A 16,459-nucleotide genomic window follows, 5' to 3' on the forward strand; every position below is an offset into this window, starting at 1 on the left:
CCATGGGGTACACCTCCGAGATTGCAGCGGCCCAGATGGCAGCGGCCCAGATGGCAGCAGCCCAGACCGCAGCCGCTCAGACTACAGCCGCCCAGACCGCAGCCGCCCAGACCGCAGCCGCCCAGGCCGCCGCGACCCAGACTACAGCAACCCAGATGGCAGCGGCCCAGACTACAGCGACCCAGACTACACCGACCAGAACCGCGGCGGCCTGCTGTGCCATCGGCGTCATGGCCAAGGCGCCGCGCGCCGGCTTCAGCAAGACCCGGCTGTGCCCGCCGCTGCGACCTGACCAGGCCGCCCACCTCAGCGCCGCCTTCCTGCGCGACATCACCGAAAACATCGCCCAAGCCGCCCGGCACACCAAGCTGGCCGGCTTCGTCGCCTACGCGCCCGAGGGCCAGGAGGCGCTGTTCGACGGCCACCTCGCCGCCGGCACCGGCTTGCTGCTGGCGGATGGCTCGCCGCTGATGCCGCCCGACGTGCAGGGCTTCGGCCGCTGCCTGCTGCACGCCATCCTGGCGATGCTGGCCCGCGGCCATGGCTCCGCCGTGGTGCTCAACTCCGACAGTCCGACCCTGCCCACCGCCGTCCTGGTCCGCACCGCCGCCGCCCTCGCCGCCCCCGGCGACCGCATCGTGCTCGGTCCCGCCGAGGACGGCGGCTACTACCTGCTGGGCATGAAGGCGGCGCACGCCCACCTGTTCGCCGATATCGCCTGGAGCACCGAAAGCGTTGCCGCAACCACCCGCACCCGCGCCGCTCAACTCGGCCTCGAGGTCGTCGAGTTGCCACCCTGGTACGACGTCGACGACCAGGCCGCCCTGACCCGCCTGCTGCGCGACACCACAACGCCCCAGATGTGCAACGGCCTGCTGCCCTACGCCGCGCCGTTCACCGCCGCGGCACTGCAACGCATGACCTTGCGCGAACAGGGTGTGGATTTCGCCGCCGAATGATCCGCCTGGCGGTCCTGGGCTCATGCCTGCTGGCGCTGACCCTGGGCGCCTTGTCGCTGCACGTTCCCGGCGCCCTAGGGGTCGGCTCGATCCGGTTGAAAACCTGGTTCGTGGTGATTTCCGGCACCAGCGCCCTGTTCTACCTGGCGGCGGTGTTCACCGTGCTGCGCCGACCGGCGCAAACCCGCGCCGTCTGGCTGGTGCTGCTGGTCGCGGCGGCTCTCCGCCTGCCATTGATCGTCGCGCCGCCGTTCCTTTCAACCGACATCTACCGCTATGTCTGGGACGGCCGGGTGCAGGCCGCCGGCGTCAATCCCTATCGCTACCTGCCGGCCGATCCCGCGCTGGCGTCGTTGCGCGACCCCACGGTTTATCCATATATCAATCGGGCCGAGTATGCGCCCACGATCTACCCCCCCGCTGCCGAGGCGCTGTACGCGGCGGTCGCCTTCGTCTCGTCCAACCTGATCGCCGTCAAGGCAACCATGGTCGGCTTCGAAATCCTCGCCGTATACTGCCTGCTGCGCCTGCTCGGCCTCGCCGGACTGCCACCCGAACGCGTGCTGATCTACGCCTGGAATCCGCTGCCGGTCTGGGCATTCGCCGGCAACGGCCATATCGACGCCGCCGCCATCGGCCTGGTCGCCGCGGCGCTGCTGTTGCGCGTGCTGCACCGCGACAGCTGGGCCGGCACGGCCCTCGGCCTGGCAATCCTCACCAAGTTCCTGCCCGCGGTAATCGCCCCGGTGCTGTGGCGCCGCCGCACCGGATGGCGCACCGCCGCCGCCGCGCTCGCCACCATCGCTTTGCTCTACGCCGCCTACAGCGGCGTCGGCCTGCGCGTGTTCGGCTTCCTGCAAGGCTACGGCTCCGAGGAAGGCTACGACAGCGGCGCCGGCTTCTGGCTGCTCGCCGGCCTGTCACGCATCATGACCCTGCCGCCCGCCGCCGCGATCATCTACAAAGCCGTCGCCGCGCTGCTGCTGGCCGCGTTCGGCGCCTGGTTCGCCTTCGTCCGCCGCCCCGACAACGCGGTGTCGATCTGCGCTGCCGCCGGTGTGATGATGGCCGTCCTTAGTTTTGCCATAAGCCCGCACTATCCATGGTACTTCGCCTGGCTGGCGGTGCCCTGTGTGCTGGCACCAACACCCGCGGTGCTGTGGATGGCGACCGCGCCGATCCTGCTCTACCTCGACACTTTCGGGGACCGGTTCGTCTGGCCATCCGTCGTCTTCGTCCCGGCCCTCGGGCTCGCCTTGGCCGGACTGCGTCCGAAACACACCGCCGAACCGATCAAGGGAACCACCTGATGTCCACCACGACGCTGAAAGACCCGCGCCGATACTTCGAAACCGTCGCCGCGCAACGCAACGACCAAGCCGAAGCGCCCCCGGTCTGCCTTTATCTGGAGGTCACCAACCGCTGCAACCTGCTGTGCGAAACCTGTCCGCGTACGTTTGAAGAACTGGAACCGCCCGCCGACATGAGCTGGGAGTTGTTCACCCGCATCGTCGACCAGGTGCCCAACGTCGCCCGCGTGGTGCTGCACGGCGTCGGCGAACCGATGCTGGTGAAGCACCTGCCCAAGATGATCCGCTACCTGAAGGACCGCGGCACCCACGTGCTGTTCAACACCAATGGCACCCTGCTCAACCCGAAAAAATTCCAGGAGATCATCGATACCGGCCTGGACGAGCTGCGCGTCTCGCTCGACGCCGCCGACCGCAAAAGCTACGCCGCGATCCGCGGCAAGGACTTCTTCCCCCGCATCGTTCGCGACGTCGGCAAATTCACAGCCTTCCAACAGCAGATGGGCGTAACCCATCCGCGCGTCTCGCTATGGCTTACCGGCCTTAAGGAAACCGTCGAGCAGTTGCCCGAATTCGTCCGCCTGTCCGCCTCGATGGGCGTCAAGGAAGTCCACCTGCAGCGCCTGGTGTTCGACGAGACCGGCTTCGGCAAGGCGCGCGCCGAATTTTCGTTATTTGAGCAGACCAGAAACGACGAACAATCGGCGATCGAAGCCGCGCAGGCCGTCGGCGCCGAACTTGGCGTGACGCTGGATGCCTCCGGCGCCACCGAACCGGGGCTCAGCCTGAAGCGCGCCGCCGACGACAAGCCGTGGGCCACCTGCCGCCGCCCGTGGTCGCTGATGTACTTCACTGCCCATGGCCGCGCCCTGCCCTGCTGCATCGCCCCGTTCTCCGCCCGCGGCTACGAAAACTACACCCTCGGCGACGCCACCCAGGACACCCTGCGCGACATCTGGAACAGCCCGGCCTACCGCGGCTTCCGCACCTCGCTGCTGGGCGAAACCCCGCCCGCGCCCTGCCAGAACTGCGGCCTGCGATGGAGCCTCTGACCCCAGGGCACCGATGACCACCGACCCTGCCGCTACCGCGGCACCGGACGGAAACGCCACCGCCGCGCGGGACGGAAACGCCAGCGCAGCGAAAGGCGAGGTCGCCGCCGCGGCGCGGAACGGAAACGCCAGCGCAGCGAAGGGCAGGGTCGCCACCACGACGCGGAACGGAAACGCCAGCGCAGCGAAGGGCGGGGGCGCCACCATGGCTCGGGACGGAAACGCCAGCGCGGCGCTAGACGGGGTCGCCACCGCGGCGCGGGACGGAGTAAGCGTCGTCATCCCGACCTTCAACGAGGCCCACTCCATCGCCGCGGTGATCCACGAACTGCCCGCGGCGATCGCCCGCCAAATCATCGTCGCCGACGGCGGCAGCACCGACGGCACCCAGGACATCGCTGCCCGGGCCGGCGCCACGGTGCTGGACGCCGGCCGCGGCTACGGCCGCGCTTGCCAAGCCGGCGCCGAGGCCGCCGCATACCCCGTCATCGTGTTCCTCGACGGCGATGGCGCCGACCGCGGCGACCTGCTGGCCCAGATCGCCGAACCGGTGCTGGCCGGCACCCACGACCTGGTGCTGGCATCCCGCACCCGAGGCCAACGCGACCCTGGGGCAATGCTATGGCACCAGGTGCTCGCCGGACGCGCGGCCGGCCTCGGCATCGGCGCGCTGTATGGGGTCCACTACAGCGACATGTGCGCCTTCCGAGCCATCAGGCGGGACGCACTGCGACGTCTCGACATGCGCGAGATGACCTACGGCTGGAACATCGAGATGCAGATGAAGGCCGCCCGTCTCGGACTGCGCATCGATGAAATTCCGCTGCCCTATCGCTGCCGCTCGGCCGGCCAGTCCAAGGTCGCCGGCTCGTTGCGCGGCACGCTCCGCGCCGGCGGCAAGATCGTTTCCACCTTCATCCGCGTCGGCCTACAGCCGCGCCGCTGATCCCGTCCAGCCAGGTCGCTGATCCACCCGACCGCCGCCCGGCGGGTCCGCCCGCCGCTTTGCCTGCTCGTCAGCGGCCCCCGCCGCTTTGCCCGCTCGCCGGCGGCCACCGCCCCGTTGCCTGCTCGCCGGCGGCCCACCGCCTGCTGCCCCGCTTGATTGACAGCGACGCGACCCGGCGTAACCCTCTCCACACGTCGAGGTTGCTGAAAGGCCTTGGCGACAGGGAGGAAAAAATGCTCACCACAAAACCGGATCGTGGCCGTGCGCCCGATCGTGCTCGATCCAGGATGACGCGGGCCACGGCGACGAGGCGGCCAACACGATGGCAAACCAGGCGGCAAACCGTCCTCGGCACGCTGGCGGCCGCGGCAGTCTCCCTATGGCTGGCCCATCCGGCGCATGCCGCACCGAACGTCAACTGCGCGCCGGCCCGCGGCGTCAGTTTCATCTGCGGCGTCACCAACGTCGAGGACTTCGCGCCCATACCGAATACGAAATGGGTAATCGGCAGCGACCTGTCCACACCCAGCCATCCGCAGGGTTATCTCTACTTGTTCGACACCAGCAACAGAACTGTCACCGCGGCCCAGCCAACGCAGATCGCCGTCCGCCCCGACAAGAAGACCTATCCCGATTGTCCCGGCCCGGTCGACATGAAGACCTTCGGCCCGCACGGGCTCGACCTGACCCGAAGCGGCACCCATCGCGTACTCTACGCGGTCAACCACGGCGGCCGCGAATCGGTCGAGGTGTTCAACGTCGATCTGTCGAACGCCAGGCCGCGCTTCACCTGGGTCGGCTGCATCGTCGCCCCCAAGGGCTTCTGGCCCGATGCCGTCGCCTCGCTGCCGGATGGAGGCATCGTGGTCACCAGCCTGTGGGACCCCACCGATGCCGATCGCCTGAACAAGCTCAGCAACGACAAGCCGGTCGGCGCGCTCGATGAGTGGCATCCCGCCAAGGGCTGGACGCCGGTCGGGGGCACCGAGGCGATGTCCGGCCCGAACGGCGTCGTGGTCTCGCCCGACGGCAAGCAGATCTACCTGGCGCTGTGGTCTGGCAAGCAGGTCGCGCGGATCGATCTTTCAAGCACGCCACCGAAGGTGGACACCGTGCCCACCGCCATCCTGACCGACAACGTGCGTTGGTCTCCGGACGGCAAATCGATCTTCGTCGGCGGCCAGGACGTCACCGTCAAACAAGCGCTGGATTGCTTCGAATCCAATGCGACAAACTGCAACGTTCCGTTCAAGATCTACCGCATGGATCCGGCCACGCTGAGGCTCACCGATGTGGTCAAAAGCGGGGTCTATGGCGTGATGGGCGCCGGCACCGGCGCCATCCAGGTCGGCAACAAGATCTGGGTCAGCTCGTTCCGCGCCGATCGGATCGGAATCTTTCCGCAAAAGTAATCATCGCCTCCGCTGCCGGACGTCACCTTGACCGGGTGGCGAATCCGGCCGCCTCGGCCTGTTGTTTGCTGGGAGAACCAAAGCCTCGCCGGCCGCACCGCGAAGATGTCTTCGACAAAATCCGGGGCGGACGCAGCCCAGGCCCGGCGGCTGCTGGCGATCGCGATGATCCACGATGGCGCCTCGCGGCACGACGCCGCGCGCCAGGCTGGGATGGACCGTCAGACCCTGCGCGATTGGGTGCATCGCTATAACGATGCCGGGGTTGACGGCCTGCTGTCGCGCAAGCCGCCGGCGGCGAGTCCCAAGCTGACCGAGGCCCGGATGGCCGAACTGCGCGCATGGATGATCGCCGGCCCGGACCCGAAGATCCATTAAGGTCGTCCGTTGGCGCTGCGTCGATCTGCGTGCCAACAACTCCGGCTGCGTCTGGGCCGGCTACGACGCGATCGTCGAAGCTTGCGCGAAGGCCCGCAACCGGTTGGTCGGCTGGAATTGAGTGAAGAAGCTATCCGTCCCAGACGCTGGTGGGCATCGGCAGGTCGGCGAAGGCGGCGGCGTCCAGAGTGGCGACGGGGGTTAGGTTGACCATCCGCAGCAGCATGAACCACTGGCGGACGTGCTGGCCGCAATGCCAGGTGGTGCGTTCCATCACCTCGTGCAGGGTCTGTGGGCCGTAGTAGGTCCGCACGGTCTGCGCCCCGGTGTGGTCCGCGCCGTCATGCCACCAGGCGTTGAGTTCGGACTGCACTTGCTGGCCGTAGCCGGCGAGAGCGGCGCCGGTGTTCATTTCGGGTGGCGGGCCGCCGGTCAGCATGGCGTTGTCGAGTGTGGCACCTCTTGCGACCTCGATCACCCCCTCGGGGATGCGGAACAGGTGGTGGCCGAGCGCCAGGTAGCTGCGCGGGCGGTTGGGGACCTCGGTGGCGAGCAGCCGGTCGGGCATTTGCGGCACGATGAGGATCGCGGTGGCGAGGAACAGATCCAGGCGCCGCTTCAGGGCGATGGGGGACAGCACCGGGCCGGTGGCCTCGTTCAGGCCGAGGAAATTCACCACGTGGGCGATGTTCTGGGCGAACACCCAATCATCGCCGCGCGACAGGATCGGCACCGATCGGGCGCCGAGGCGGCGCAGTTCGGAAAGGCCGTCGGGGTCGGTCAGGACGTTGATGGATTTGAACCCGATCGCACGGACCGAGAGAAACTCCTTGAGTTTCAGGCAGCTCGTTCAGCCCGGCTGCCAGAACACGCTCAGGGTCGGGTCGCCTTGCATGGTTTTATCTCCTGGGTGTCGATCCGCCTGGGCTTACAAAGGCCTGGGCTTACAAAGGCCTGGGCTTAAGAAAGCCTGGGCTTACGACGGCCTTGGGCTTACGACGGTGTAGGCGGGGCGTCAATCGCGACGACGAGCCAGCCGCGCGGGTCGAAGCGGGCGGTGTCGCCGGGGCGCAGCAGGACGGTGGTGGTGTCGGATTCGACGATCGCGGGTCCGGCGATAGTCTGGTTGGCGGGCAGCGCGGCGAAGTCGAATACCGGCACACTGGTGGCGCCCCCGAGGTAGATCGTCCGCCGGGTCTTCGGGGCGGCGTGAGCGGACACCGGCGGCGCGACAGCGGCCTCGACGGAGGGTAGGTGTCCGATTACCGACAGGCGGGCGTTGACCAGCACGACCTCCTGGTCCGGTAGGGCGTAGGTGTAGAGCCGGTGATGCGCGGCGTGGAACCGATCGGCGAGGGTTGTTGCGAGATCGGCAGCGGTCCAGTCGATATCGTCGAGCGCGACCGGGATCTCGAACACCTGCTCGCCGTAGCGCATGTCGGCCGAGGGTCGCAGCGTCACGGTGCCGTCGAACCATGCCAGGCGGGCGCGGCCCTCGGCTTCCATCGCGGTGAGAGCGGCTTTCAGGGAGGCGATGTCGATGCTGGTTGCGATGGTGCTGGTGGTGTCGATGCTGGTTGCGATGGTGCTGGTGGTGTCGATGCTGGTGGTGTCAGTTTCGGCGGTGTGGGATCCGCCGATGCTGGATGCGTGCATGCGGGCGGTGTCGGTTCTGGGGGTGTTGGTGCTGGCGGTGTTGGTGCTGGCGGTGTCGGTTCTGGCGGTCTCGATGCTGGCGGTTTGGCCCTGGCTGCGGCTGAGTTCGATGCGCAGGTCGGTGTTCAGCATGCCCCAGGCCGACAGCACCGACGCGGTCAATGGCACGGCGACGCGACTGATACCGAGTTCGGCGGCGACCGCGGTGATGTGCAATCCGGCGGCGCCGCCGAACGCCAGCAGCGTGTAGCGGCGCGGATCGACGCCTCGGCGCACCGTGGCGACGCGCACGCCATCGGCCATCCGGGCGTTGACCAGGCGATGGATGCCGGCGGCGGCCGCTTCGGTGTCGATCCCAAGATCGGTAGCGAGGCGGTCCAGCGCGGCGGTGGCGGCATCGCGGTCCAGGGTGCGGCGGCCGCCGAGGAAGTTGGCCGGGTCGAGGTAGCCGAGCACGAGGTTGGCGTCGGTGACTGTTGCGGCAGTGCCGCCCTGGCCGTAGCAGGCCGGGCCGGGCGAGGCGCCGGCGCTTTCCGGTCCGACGCCAAGCAGCCCGGAGCGGTCGAGTTGGCCGATCGACCCGCCGCCCGCCCCGAGCGTGACGATGTCGAGGCTGGGCAGCGCGATGGTGGCGCCGGCCAGGGATTTGGTGCCCGCCAGCGTCGGGGCGCCGTTGCGCACCACGGCGATGTCGGTGGAGGTGCCGCCCATGTCGAAGCCGATGATGTCGGGGGCGAGGCCGTCGCGGGCCAGGGCGACCGCGGCGGCGACTCCGCCGGCCGGCCCGGACAGCGCTGTGCCGGCGGCGAGCCTTGTCGCCTCTGCCACCGAGGCGACGCCGCCATGCGACAGGATCACCAGCAGTTCGCCGTCGTGGCCGGCTTCGCGCAGGCGGGACTGCAGGCGCCCGAGATAGTTGTGGATCACCGGACCCACCGCGGCGTTGGCGACGGTGGTGGAAAAGCGCTCGAATTCCTTGATCTGGGGCAGCACGTCGGAGGAGGCGGTGACGTAGATGCCGGGCAGGCGACGGCGGGCCTCGGCGGCGGCCTGCTGCTCGTGTTCGGGGTTGCGCCAGGCGTGCAGGAAGCAGATCGCCAAAGCCTGGATGTCGGCGTCGCGCAGGCGGTCGATGGCGGCGGCGAGCGAGGCGGGGTCAAGCGGGATCTCGACCGACCCGTCGGCGCGGATGCGTTCGGTGACGGGCAAGCGCAAGCGGCGCGGCACCAGCGGGACGGGCGGGGTCATGCGCAGGTTGTAGCGGTCGGGCTTCAGCCCCTCGCGCATTTCGATGACGTCGCGATGGCCGGCGGTGGTCAGCATGCCGACGCGGGCGGCCTTGCCTTCGAGCAGGGCGTTGGTGGCCGCGGTGGTGCCGTGGACGATGCGCGCGGTGCGGCGCAGCAGGTCGGCGGTGGACAGGCCGAGGCGTTCGGCGGCCAGCGTGATGCCCTCGAGCACGCCGTCGGACTGGTCCTGCGCCGTGGTGGCGGCCTTGGCGATGATCGGATCCCGGCCGGTGGTGGCGACGACGACGTCGGTGAAGGTGCCGCCGACGTCGATACCGATGGTGGTGGTCATGCGTCGCGACGCGGACGTAACGACGAAGCGTCCCGCTGGACTTGGTAAAACTGGCAATTGTTTGCTGCTCTCGACACAAAAACTTCACGTCCCATTGGCGCTATCCTTCTAGTGCGAGGCAGATTCACTGCCATACTGAGGGCGATCATAGCACGATGACCGAGCGGATCACCAAAGTGGGAAGCCTTGTTGTCGCGCGCTGTATTTTTGACCGAATTCCACGTCCGGTTGTTTGCGCTGAGATGGAGCATCGGTCCTGGTCAGAAGGGAGAACAGCATGCGCTCGATTGCCCTGGGCCTATTGCTTTTGTCCGTAGCCGCTTTGCCGACATGGGCCGACGACCTCGCCGTCTGCTCGGCTCGTGGCGTTCAACTCGGCCAAAGGGCGCAGAAATTTACCGGCGACACGACGATGAAGCGGCTGATCGATGCAGACCTCAAGCGCGCGAAGAAAGAGGCGGCGGAAGGTGATGCCGATGAATGTACCGAGGCACTTGATCATGCGACCAAGCTGCTCGATGGCAATGCTGCCTGAGGCGCGAACGAGCCCTGCATCTGGATCGGCCGTCACCGCGGGTCTACTCCGCGACTTGAGGCTTCAAACCGATCCTCGCGCCGAGATCGAGCACGGCCCGGTAAGCGCGACGCCTGGGCGTTTGTTCCGCATGCCGCTGGTTTCGGCAACGGCGTTGCATGTGACCTGCCTTGCCGCGGCTTTGATGTTTACGCACGAAGCGAGACCACTCGCGCCGCTGGTTGTTGAACTGGTGGTGCAGCCGGAGCCCGCGGCGGTAAAGCCGGCGCCAAATGTTCCGACTGCCGCCATGACAGAGCCCGAGGCGGCGTTGATGACACCGCTGGAGAAGCCGAACTCTCCGGCGGCCGACCAGCCCCAGGCGTTGGCCGCGTCTCGATCCATGGCCGAGCAATCTCTTGCTCCGACGGAATCGATCATCACGCGGGCTGAAAATCTGCCTCAAGCGTCCGCGCCAGATTCGTCGGGTGGGGTTTTACCCCATCCTCGGTCGCTGCCGCCGCCGCCTCGGCCGGCAAATCACCAGGTACACAGTTCGGCTGCGCAACATTCAGTAAAGGCTGCGCGGGTCGAGATCCCGACCAATGCGCCTCGGCCAAGCAGCAGGGGTGCTGCCACCGCAGCCGGCGATAGGCCATTGGGTAGCGCGGTCGCCCTCCAGCGTGCTCCGCTGCCGGCTCAGGCCGCTGATCAGCAATCCGCGCTGGAGGCACGAATTCGGGACGCCGTGCAGGCCGCCGTCCATTACCCGGCCGCGGCGCGCATGATGGGAGTGACCGGGCAGGCGCGGGTGCGGCTTGATTATCGGAGCGGCGTTGTGGATGACCCGTCGCTTGCGCAGTCCTCGGGCGCGCCCATGCTTGACCACGCAGCGATCAGCGCCGCGCAAACTGCGCACTATCCGGCGCCGCCGCCGGAGTTGGCGGGCCGGCTGATGCGCTTCCTGGTGTGGGTGGAATTCAGGTCGGCCTGACCGGCGACGAATGCTGACCGGCGACGAATGCCCAAGCGCCTGAGCATTATCGGTTCAGGTTGAACCGATAATGCTTAGCAACTCATTGTTTCGGAGGGCGATTCACGCTTTTGGTGGTCCCACTAAAAGCGATCGCACTCTCAGAGCGTCGCCGACAAGGTGAAGAACACGCTGCGTCCTGGATCGGTCCAATAGAGACCGGTCTTGCCATCGCCGGCCAACTGGTTCAACCCGATCAAGCTGTTATTGTCGAAGATATTGTTGACATTGAGTCGAAAGTCTAACTTTCGGTGGTTCAGGATCGGCAGGACATAGCCCATCGCGAAATCGGCGGTCATGTAGGACTTTATCAGATATGTGTTGGTCGGCTGATCAATACCGTATTGCTTGCCGATATACTTTCCCAGCAGCGAGGCAGAGAAGTTGTTCAGTTCAAGGATTGGGCCGAGCGCCGCGGTGCGGTTGGGCGCGTTGGCAAGCGTGGTGGTGGAATGCTTGTAATGTGCGTCGTTCAGGGTCGCATTCCCATAAAGCGACAAACCGCGGATCATCCGAAAGGTGCCTTCGAGTTCGATCCCCTGGTAGACGGCGCCCCCGCCATTGGAGTAAAACGTTGTCCCGGCGACAGTCTGGCTGGCAATTCGGTTGCTGAAGTCGATGTAGTACAGATCGCCTGACACCGTGAAGCGATCCTTCTGCCAGGTGCCACCGATCTGGTAGTTCCAGGTCTGTTGCGGGCTGAGACTTTGCGGCTGCGTCGTCTGCAGCACCCCGAGCGGCGGGGCCAGGAAGCCCTTGGCCACCTGTGCGTAACCGACCAGCCCCTTGGCGAAGGTGTAGCGTGCATCGATGGCGGGCTGCAGGGCCGCGTATGTCTCGCTGAAATCGGCTGGAACCTTCGTGGTCTGGTTGATCGCCGCATCCAGGTAGCGGGTTGTCGAGGTGTATTTCAGGCCAGGTGTTATGACCAGTCCGGGCACCGGCCGCAGGGCGAATTCGAAGTATGGCTGATAGGTCCGCAAAGTCGTGTGGTAATTGTAGTCGGCGGCCGAACCGGTAGCAGTTTTGGTGTATGCGACGTTATTTTGCGACAGCAGGATATTCGTTCGGTATGCTCCCGCGGCATCGTTGTCGAACCACAGACCTGCCCGCGCCTGACCATAATCGGTATCCTTCGTCACCCGCAGCACGTTGCCCCAATCGCGAAAATCGCTATGCGCCGCACGGCCGGGGACGGCGTTTGTTAGGGCCGTCGCGCTGCCATTGACGAAATACTTCCCGGTCAGGTTGGGTGTGGTGCCGTTCGGGTCGAGGCCGACGATGTTGCCGTGATAATAAGACGCGGTGTAGGGCGTGTTCTCGATCCCCCAACCGTCGCCGAGGTTCGACCTGATACGGACATATTCGAAATCAGCCGAGTAATGATCCGCGTTGTAGCCCTTGAAGGCCTGCGACGTCGGGTCCTGACTGAGCCCATAGTTCGCGCCAAGTTGGCGAATTTGTGCCTGCGTTGCACCGATCGGCGTATGGTTGAATGACGTATTGACCATGCGGACAAAGGTGATGAGGGTGTTATCCCCGATCGGGACCTCGATCTTTGAAAACGCGTTGCGTCGCACGGTGGACGTGCCGGTAAGGTAACCATCGCTGTCGAGCGCCTGAAGGTCGAGGTAGCCGCGGGCGCCGTTCAATTCCGGCCGTGCACCGGAATCCAGCTCCACACCCGTCAACAAGGTGTTGAAGCTGCCGACCGTGGAGAACGGGTTCACCGTGAAGGTGTCAAGCGGCTCTTTCGACTGGATATCGACCGTGCCGCCGAACGTTGCGTAGCCGATGGTCGATGCCGTTCCCGGTCCGCGATCGACCTGCACCGCGCCGATGTCGTGTGCCATGAAGTAGGCTTCGCTCTGCGGCGCGAAGCTGCTTATCGTGCCGGGGATGACCAGCCCGTCAAACGTCGTGTTGAATTGTCTGTAGGTAAAGCCGCGAATGGTTTCCAGGAAGTTTTGCTGTAGTCCGGCACCGACCGGTTCGATGTTCTGAACACTGGGGGAGAATTTGATGATGCTGTCGTAGTTCTGCGTCGGAACGATCGAGTGGTCGATGAAGTGTTGCCCGACGATCGATGTCGGTTGGCTGGCGTCCAGCGGCGCTCGGCTTGGCGCGACATAGGCCGCCGTCCCCGGTTGCGGCGCGGCGCCCAGCCCACCCGCGCCGGTCGCGCTGACGGTGCCGATATCTGTCGGCGCCGAGTTGTCCCGCGGGGCGGACGCACCGGCGGGCACCTGTCCCGGTGCGGGATTTGTCTTGGTCAGAAAGAGTGCAAGCACAAGTAGCGAAACAGGAAGCAGGCCGCGCCGCCGGAGCAGAGTCAAACTACGCATAGATTACTCTTTCGAGGTCGGCTCGACACGCACGTCGCATGGAGTATCAGGCGTCGGCGTTATAAGACTTGGTTATATTGAGTAGGCTTATTTGGCCAAGCAGCGGGCGCAATGGCGTCCGCTCCGTATGGCGCCAAATCTTCTCCGGCGGCTGACGCAGCCGCCGGATTGTTGGATCTACCTGTTGCTTGCGCGCAGGGTGCCCATCCTGATGCCCGATCGATGCGTCGGGTAAGGCTTGCCGCCCATCAGCCCGTCCCACATGACCTCGTTCATGAGATCGACCGGCACGCGATCTTCACCCGAGAAGTCGAAACCACGCGTCTTTTCGGCCCAGTAAGCCGCGTCGTGTCTTGGCAGGATGTCCGGGCCGTCAGCGTAGCGAACGCCGGTGTCGGCCAGCGCGAGTGTCGTGGTCTTCAAAATCTTGGAGGCAACCGCATTGTAGTTCCATTTGCCGGGTGAGGTGACGTCGAACACGTCAGCCATCGGGGCCTGATAGGCAGTGTTCAGGTTGAGGTGCGGCGCGCCAAGGATATCCTCGATCGTGGTCAGCACGCTCACCTGGTTATAGCGCGTGTTGATGACCGCGTACTTCTTCACGTATGGCCCGATCATGTAGGTCGTGGAGCGATGTGAGTCGACGTGGTCGGGACCGTCCTGGGAATCGTCTTCGGTCACGATGATCAAGGTGTTGTCGGCGTAGGGACTATGCGCCACGGCCGCAACCAGACGGCCGACGGCGAGGTCATTGTCGGCCTCTTGGGTATCAGGCGTGTTCACCCCGGCGAGCGCGGTACTGAAGCTGCCGGTGTGGTCGTGGCTCAGGCGGACGGTTTCGAGGCTGGGAAGATTGTTAGCCTTGATGTACTCCTCGAACTCGCGGCTCCACTCGTTTACGTCCCACTGGTCGGAGTAGGTCTGGTCAAAGCCGCGGAAGTAGACGTCGGTCAACGGCACCAGGGTCGGGCTGACCTCGGCGGCCTGGACGATGCCGGCGACACCCGCGTTCTCGATTGGATTGCCGTCGCTGGTCGTTGTGGCGCCGATATTGTCGACCATCCAGCCGTAGTTCCGTACTGTCAGGCCAGCGTGCAAGACCGAGTCGAAGATGTAGCCCTCTTGGGTGCCGAACGGCGCGTCGGTGGCGGCGACATCGGCGGGCCCGGGAAGCAGATTGTCGGTGCCTCCGGGCAGCTTCGCCGAGGCGGAGGTGAACGCCCCTTTGGTGGCTGCGTCGCGGTCCGCGGTCGCGAGACCAACCGGCACGTTACGGTTAGAGCCCTCGCCTTCATAGGACAGACCGCGGTCGACGGCGGCGTAGTTGATCTGCTGCGTCAGTTCCTCGGTGCTGGTGACGCGGCCGCGCATCGACCAGGACCAACCGTCCATGCTGCCGTCGGAGGGATCCATGAAGTTGTCCAGCGTGACGAAGTCGGTCGCCAGACGATGGAAGTTTGGCGTGATGCTCCTGCCGAACTGGGTCAGCGACGGGTCGGCGTCCGCGCCGTTGTTGAGGTCGCCGAGTATCTGATCGAAGGTGCGATTTTCCTTAACGATGTAGATCACGTGCTTGATCCTGTTGTGCAGGAAGTCCATCACCGCCGCGTCGCTTTGGTTGGCCGGGAGGCTGTAGAGGTTGTTCTTCGCCACCGCCGCGGTCACGTCCGCGAGGTCTGAGCTGCTGGGAACCTGGGCACTGACCAGCGTCGCGTGTTCGAGCTGGAACTGGTATTGGTTGGTCGCCGTCGCGGCCGCGGCGGCGGCCTTGTTGCCGCCCGGATAGGTCAGATGCGTGATCAGGGCGGTGTTGCTCATCAGATGGCCAGGGTTCGGGCCGGTGTCGCTCTTGCCGTTGACGATATACATCCAGCTGCCGTCGGAGCTGAAGGTGATGTCCTTCGGCGCGTAGGCGGTCGGGATCAGGCCGGTGACCGTGTTGGCACCCGGGCCTTGCAGCGGGATCACCGCGATGCAGTTCGAACCGTCGTTGACCGCGTACAGCGTCTGCCCATCCGGCGAGATCGTTACGGCGAACGTCGAAGCGCCGGTGTAGTGCGGGCCCGGCAACATCCCCGCCGGCGCGCGCGCGTCGATTTCGTTGGTGACTGCGTTTTGCGCGGTGTCGATCACCGCGACCTCATCGGCGTTATCCTGCGCGACATAAAGTTTCGACTGCGTCTTGTCGAAGGTCAATCCGTTGGCGTTGCCGTCGAGCTTGATGCGGGTGACCAGGTGGCCTGCCGTCGGCGAGGAAATATCGACGACCACGACCTCTCGGTCGCGGTTCGAGGAAACGTAGGCGATGCCGTTGTTCTTGATGACGACCGCGATCGGATACTCGCCGCCGGCGACGCCGCTGGCGCCCTCGTTGTTGGCGAAATAGGGCCGCAGATCGTGTTCGTAGCGGACCGTCTTGGTCGCGGTGTCGATCACGCTGATCGAGTCGTTGAAGTTGTTGGCGACGACCAGCGTCTTGCCGTCAGCGGAAATGCCGAGGCCGCTGGCGTTGGGCTCGACGCCGCCGCCAACGCCGACGCCGACGGTGGCACCACTGGGGATGTGGCCCAGGGCGATCTTTGCCGATTGCGACCAGGTGCCGTTGGTCTTGGTATAGGCATAGACCGCATCATCGTTGCCGCCAGTGCCGTAGAGCGTGGTGCCGTCCGGCGACCAGACGAGGCCGACATGGGCATTCGGCTGCTTGATCACCTGGGCCAGAACCGGCGAGGTCTTGTTGGCGCCCGCGACGTTGTAGAGGAAGATATACTGGGTCGAGTTTGGCTTATCGACGGTGCCGGTGGTGTCGTACAGCGTATTGTAGCCGGCGCAAATTATTGCCAGCGTGGTGCCATCCGGACTCAGTTGTGATCGCACCGCCGCACCGGCGACGTATTTCGGGTAGGCGGGCAGGCCCGGATTGAGGTCCTGTTGAACCGCATTGGTCAGCGGTGCGACTGGTGTCACGTACTGGCCGGTGGGCAGTGGAAGCGTGCCGTTATTTCCATCGACAAGTGTATCGACCTGGGCGCGCGCAAAATGCGGCGCAGCCAACATGGTCGTAACGAGTAAGCCTGCCCTCAGCATCCGAGCATTCGCCAGCATCATCTCTTTCCCCATGTTGCAACACAATCTTCGCGCTGTGCATGACAGTCGCGGGCCAAGCTGTCCGTGGCGGAAAGAAGTCAGTTTAAAGAAATGTAATCTCGGACCCCGGTATCGCGCCTGAGATGGCGGACTTCCTGAATGTTCTCACAGAGTCTTGATTGT

General features: G+C 65.5%; 12 protein-coding genes. 8 read left to right on the forward strand and 4 right to left on the reverse strand.

Going from position 1 to position 16,459, the window contains the following annotated elements; translation table 11 throughout:
• The first annotated feature begins 2 nt into the window (after positions 1-2).
• The 6 genes from ACQY4T_RS21710 (at position 3) to ACQY4T_RS21735 (ending at position 6,060) form a co-directional block, all read left to right on the forward strand.
• On the forward strand, positions 3-959 hold the full coding sequence (locus tag ACQY4T_RS21710; RefSeq protein WP_428534925.1) for a TIGR04282 family arsenosugar biosynthesis glycosyltransferase: 957 nt from the start codon (positions 3-5) through the stop codon (positions 957-959).
• The gene (locus tag ACQY4T_RS21715) at positions 956-2,269 is read left to right on the forward strand and encodes a glycosyltransferase 87 family protein (RefSeq protein ID WP_428534927.1); all 1,314 of its coding nucleotides are present in this window, start codon (positions 956-958) and stop codon (positions 2,267-2,269) included. The genes ACQY4T_RS21710 and ACQY4T_RS21715 overlap by 4 nt, the downstream gene beginning before the upstream one ends.
• Positions 2,269-3,321, forward strand: coding sequence for a radical SAM/SPASM domain-containing protein (locus ACQY4T_RS21720; RefSeq protein WP_428534929.1), 1,053 nt, complete (start codon positions 2,269-2,271; stop codon positions 3,319-3,321). Before ACQY4T_RS21715 ends, ACQY4T_RS21720 begins: the two co-directional genes overlap by 1 nt.
• Before the next feature lie 13 nt (positions 3,322-3,334).
• Positions 3,335-4,267: a glycosyltransferase family 2 protein gene (locus ACQY4T_RS21725; RefSeq protein ID WP_428534931.1), complete on the forward strand. Its 933-nt coding sequence runs from the start codon at positions 3,335-3,337 to the stop codon at positions 4,265-4,267.
• A 236-nt stretch (positions 4,268-4,503) separates the two neighbouring features.
• A complete protein-coding gene (locus ACQY4T_RS21730) occupies positions 4,504-5,682 on the forward strand; it encodes a YncE family protein (protein WP_428534933.1) in 1,179 nt (392 codons plus the stop codon).
• Between the two features lie 105 nt (positions 5,683-5,787).
• Entirely contained in the window at positions 5,788-6,060 is a 273-nt protein-coding gene (locus tag ACQY4T_RS21735) for a helix-turn-helix domain-containing protein (protein ID WP_428534935.1), read from the forward strand.
• A gap of 130 nt (positions 6,061-6,190) precedes the next feature.
• On the opposite strand, the gene ACQY4T_RS21740 is transcribed toward ACQY4T_RS21735, so the two are convergent.
• Together ACQY4T_RS21740 and ACQY4T_RS21745 are read right to left on the reverse strand one after the other, a co-directional pair.
• Positions 6,191-6,793, reverse strand: coding sequence for a hypothetical protein (locus tag ACQY4T_RS21740; protein WP_428534937.1), 603 nt, complete (start codon positions 6,791-6,793; stop codon positions 6,191-6,193).
• A gap of 260 nt (positions 6,794-7,053) precedes the next feature.
• Positions 7,054-9,297 carry a hydantoinase/oxoprolinase family protein gene (locus tag ACQY4T_RS21745; protein ID WP_428534939.1) on the reverse strand — a complete coding sequence of 748 codons (2,244 nt, stop codon included), beginning with the start codon at positions 9,295-9,297 and terminating at the stop codon, positions 7,054-7,056.
• A 277-nt stretch (positions 9,298-9,574) separates the two neighbouring features.
• On the opposite strand from ACQY4T_RS21745, the gene ACQY4T_RS21750 reads away from it, so the two are divergent.
• Both ACQY4T_RS21750 and ACQY4T_RS21755 read left to right on the forward strand, forming a co-directional pair.
• On the forward strand, positions 9,575-9,832 hold the full coding sequence (locus tag ACQY4T_RS21750) for a hypothetical protein (RefSeq protein ID WP_428534941.1): 258 nt from the start codon (positions 9,575-9,577) through the stop codon (positions 9,830-9,832).
• A 637-nt stretch (positions 9,833-10,469) separates the two neighbouring features.
• Positions 10,470-10,805, forward strand: a complete 336-nt coding sequence (locus ACQY4T_RS21755; protein ID WP_428534943.1) for an energy transducer TonB — start codon at positions 10,470-10,472, stop codon at positions 10,803-10,805.
• A 140-nt stretch (positions 10,806-10,945) separates the two neighbouring features.
• Here the strand turns inward: ACQY4T_RS21755 and ACQY4T_RS21760 are convergent, their stop codons facing one another.
• Positions 10,946-13,189: a TonB-dependent receptor gene (locus ACQY4T_RS21760; protein ID WP_428534945.1), complete on the reverse strand. Its 2,244-nt coding sequence runs from the start codon at positions 13,187-13,189 to the stop codon at positions 10,946-10,948.
• 177 nt (positions 13,190-13,366) lie between these two features.
• Positions 13,367-16,309: a bifunctional YncE family protein/alkaline phosphatase family protein gene (locus ACQY4T_RS21765; RefSeq protein WP_428534947.1), complete on the reverse strand. Its 2,943-nt coding sequence runs from the start codon at positions 16,307-16,309 to the stop codon at positions 13,367-13,369.
• Positions 16,310-16,459 lie beyond the last annotated feature (150 nt).

This window comes from Rhodopila sp. (genome assembly GCF_965277825.1).
Taxonomy (GTDB): domain Bacteria; phylum Pseudomonadota; class Alphaproteobacteria; order Acetobacterales; family Acetobacteraceae; genus Rhodopila.

Excerpts from the sequence above, each read along its gene's own strand:
- ACQY4T_RS21710 (WP_428534925.1), top strand. The coding sequence starts at position 3 with ATGGGGTACACCTCCGAGATTGCAGCGGCCCAGATGGCAGCGGCCCAG.
- ACQY4T_RS21715 (WP_428534927.1), top strand. The coding sequence starts at position 956 with ATGATCCGCCTGGCGGTCCTGGGCTCATGCCTGCTGGCGCTGACCCTG.
- ACQY4T_RS21720 (WP_428534929.1), top strand. The coding sequence starts at position 2,269 with ATGTCCACCACGACGCTGAAAGACCCGCGCCGATACTTCGAAACCGTC.
- ACQY4T_RS21725 (WP_428534931.1), top strand. The coding sequence starts at position 3,335 with ATGACCACCGACCCTGCCGCTACCGCGGCACCGGACGGAAACGCCACC.
- ACQY4T_RS21730 (WP_428534933.1), top strand. The coding sequence starts at position 4,504 with ATGCTCACCACAAAACCGGATCGTGGCCGTGCGCCCGATCGTGCTCGA.
- ACQY4T_RS21735 (WP_428534935.1), top strand. The coding sequence starts at position 5,788 with ATGTCTTCGACAAAATCCGGGGCGGACGCAGCCCAGGCCCGGCGGCTG.
- ACQY4T_RS21745 (WP_428534939.1), bottom strand. The coding sequence starts at position 9,297 with ATGACCACCACCATCGGTATCGACGTCGGCGGCACCTTCACCGACGTC.
- ACQY4T_RS21750 (WP_428534941.1), top strand. The coding sequence starts at position 9,575 with ATGCGCTCGATTGCCCTGGGCCTATTGCTTTTGTCCGTAGCCGCTTTG.
- ACQY4T_RS21760 (WP_428534945.1), bottom strand. The coding sequence starts at position 13,189 with ATGCGTAGTTTGACTCTGCTCCGGCGGCGCGGCCTGCTTCCTGTTTCG.
- ACQY4T_RS21765 (WP_428534947.1), bottom strand. The coding sequence starts at position 16,309 with ATGGGGAAAGAGATGATGCTGGCGAATGCTCGGATGCTGAGGGCAGGC.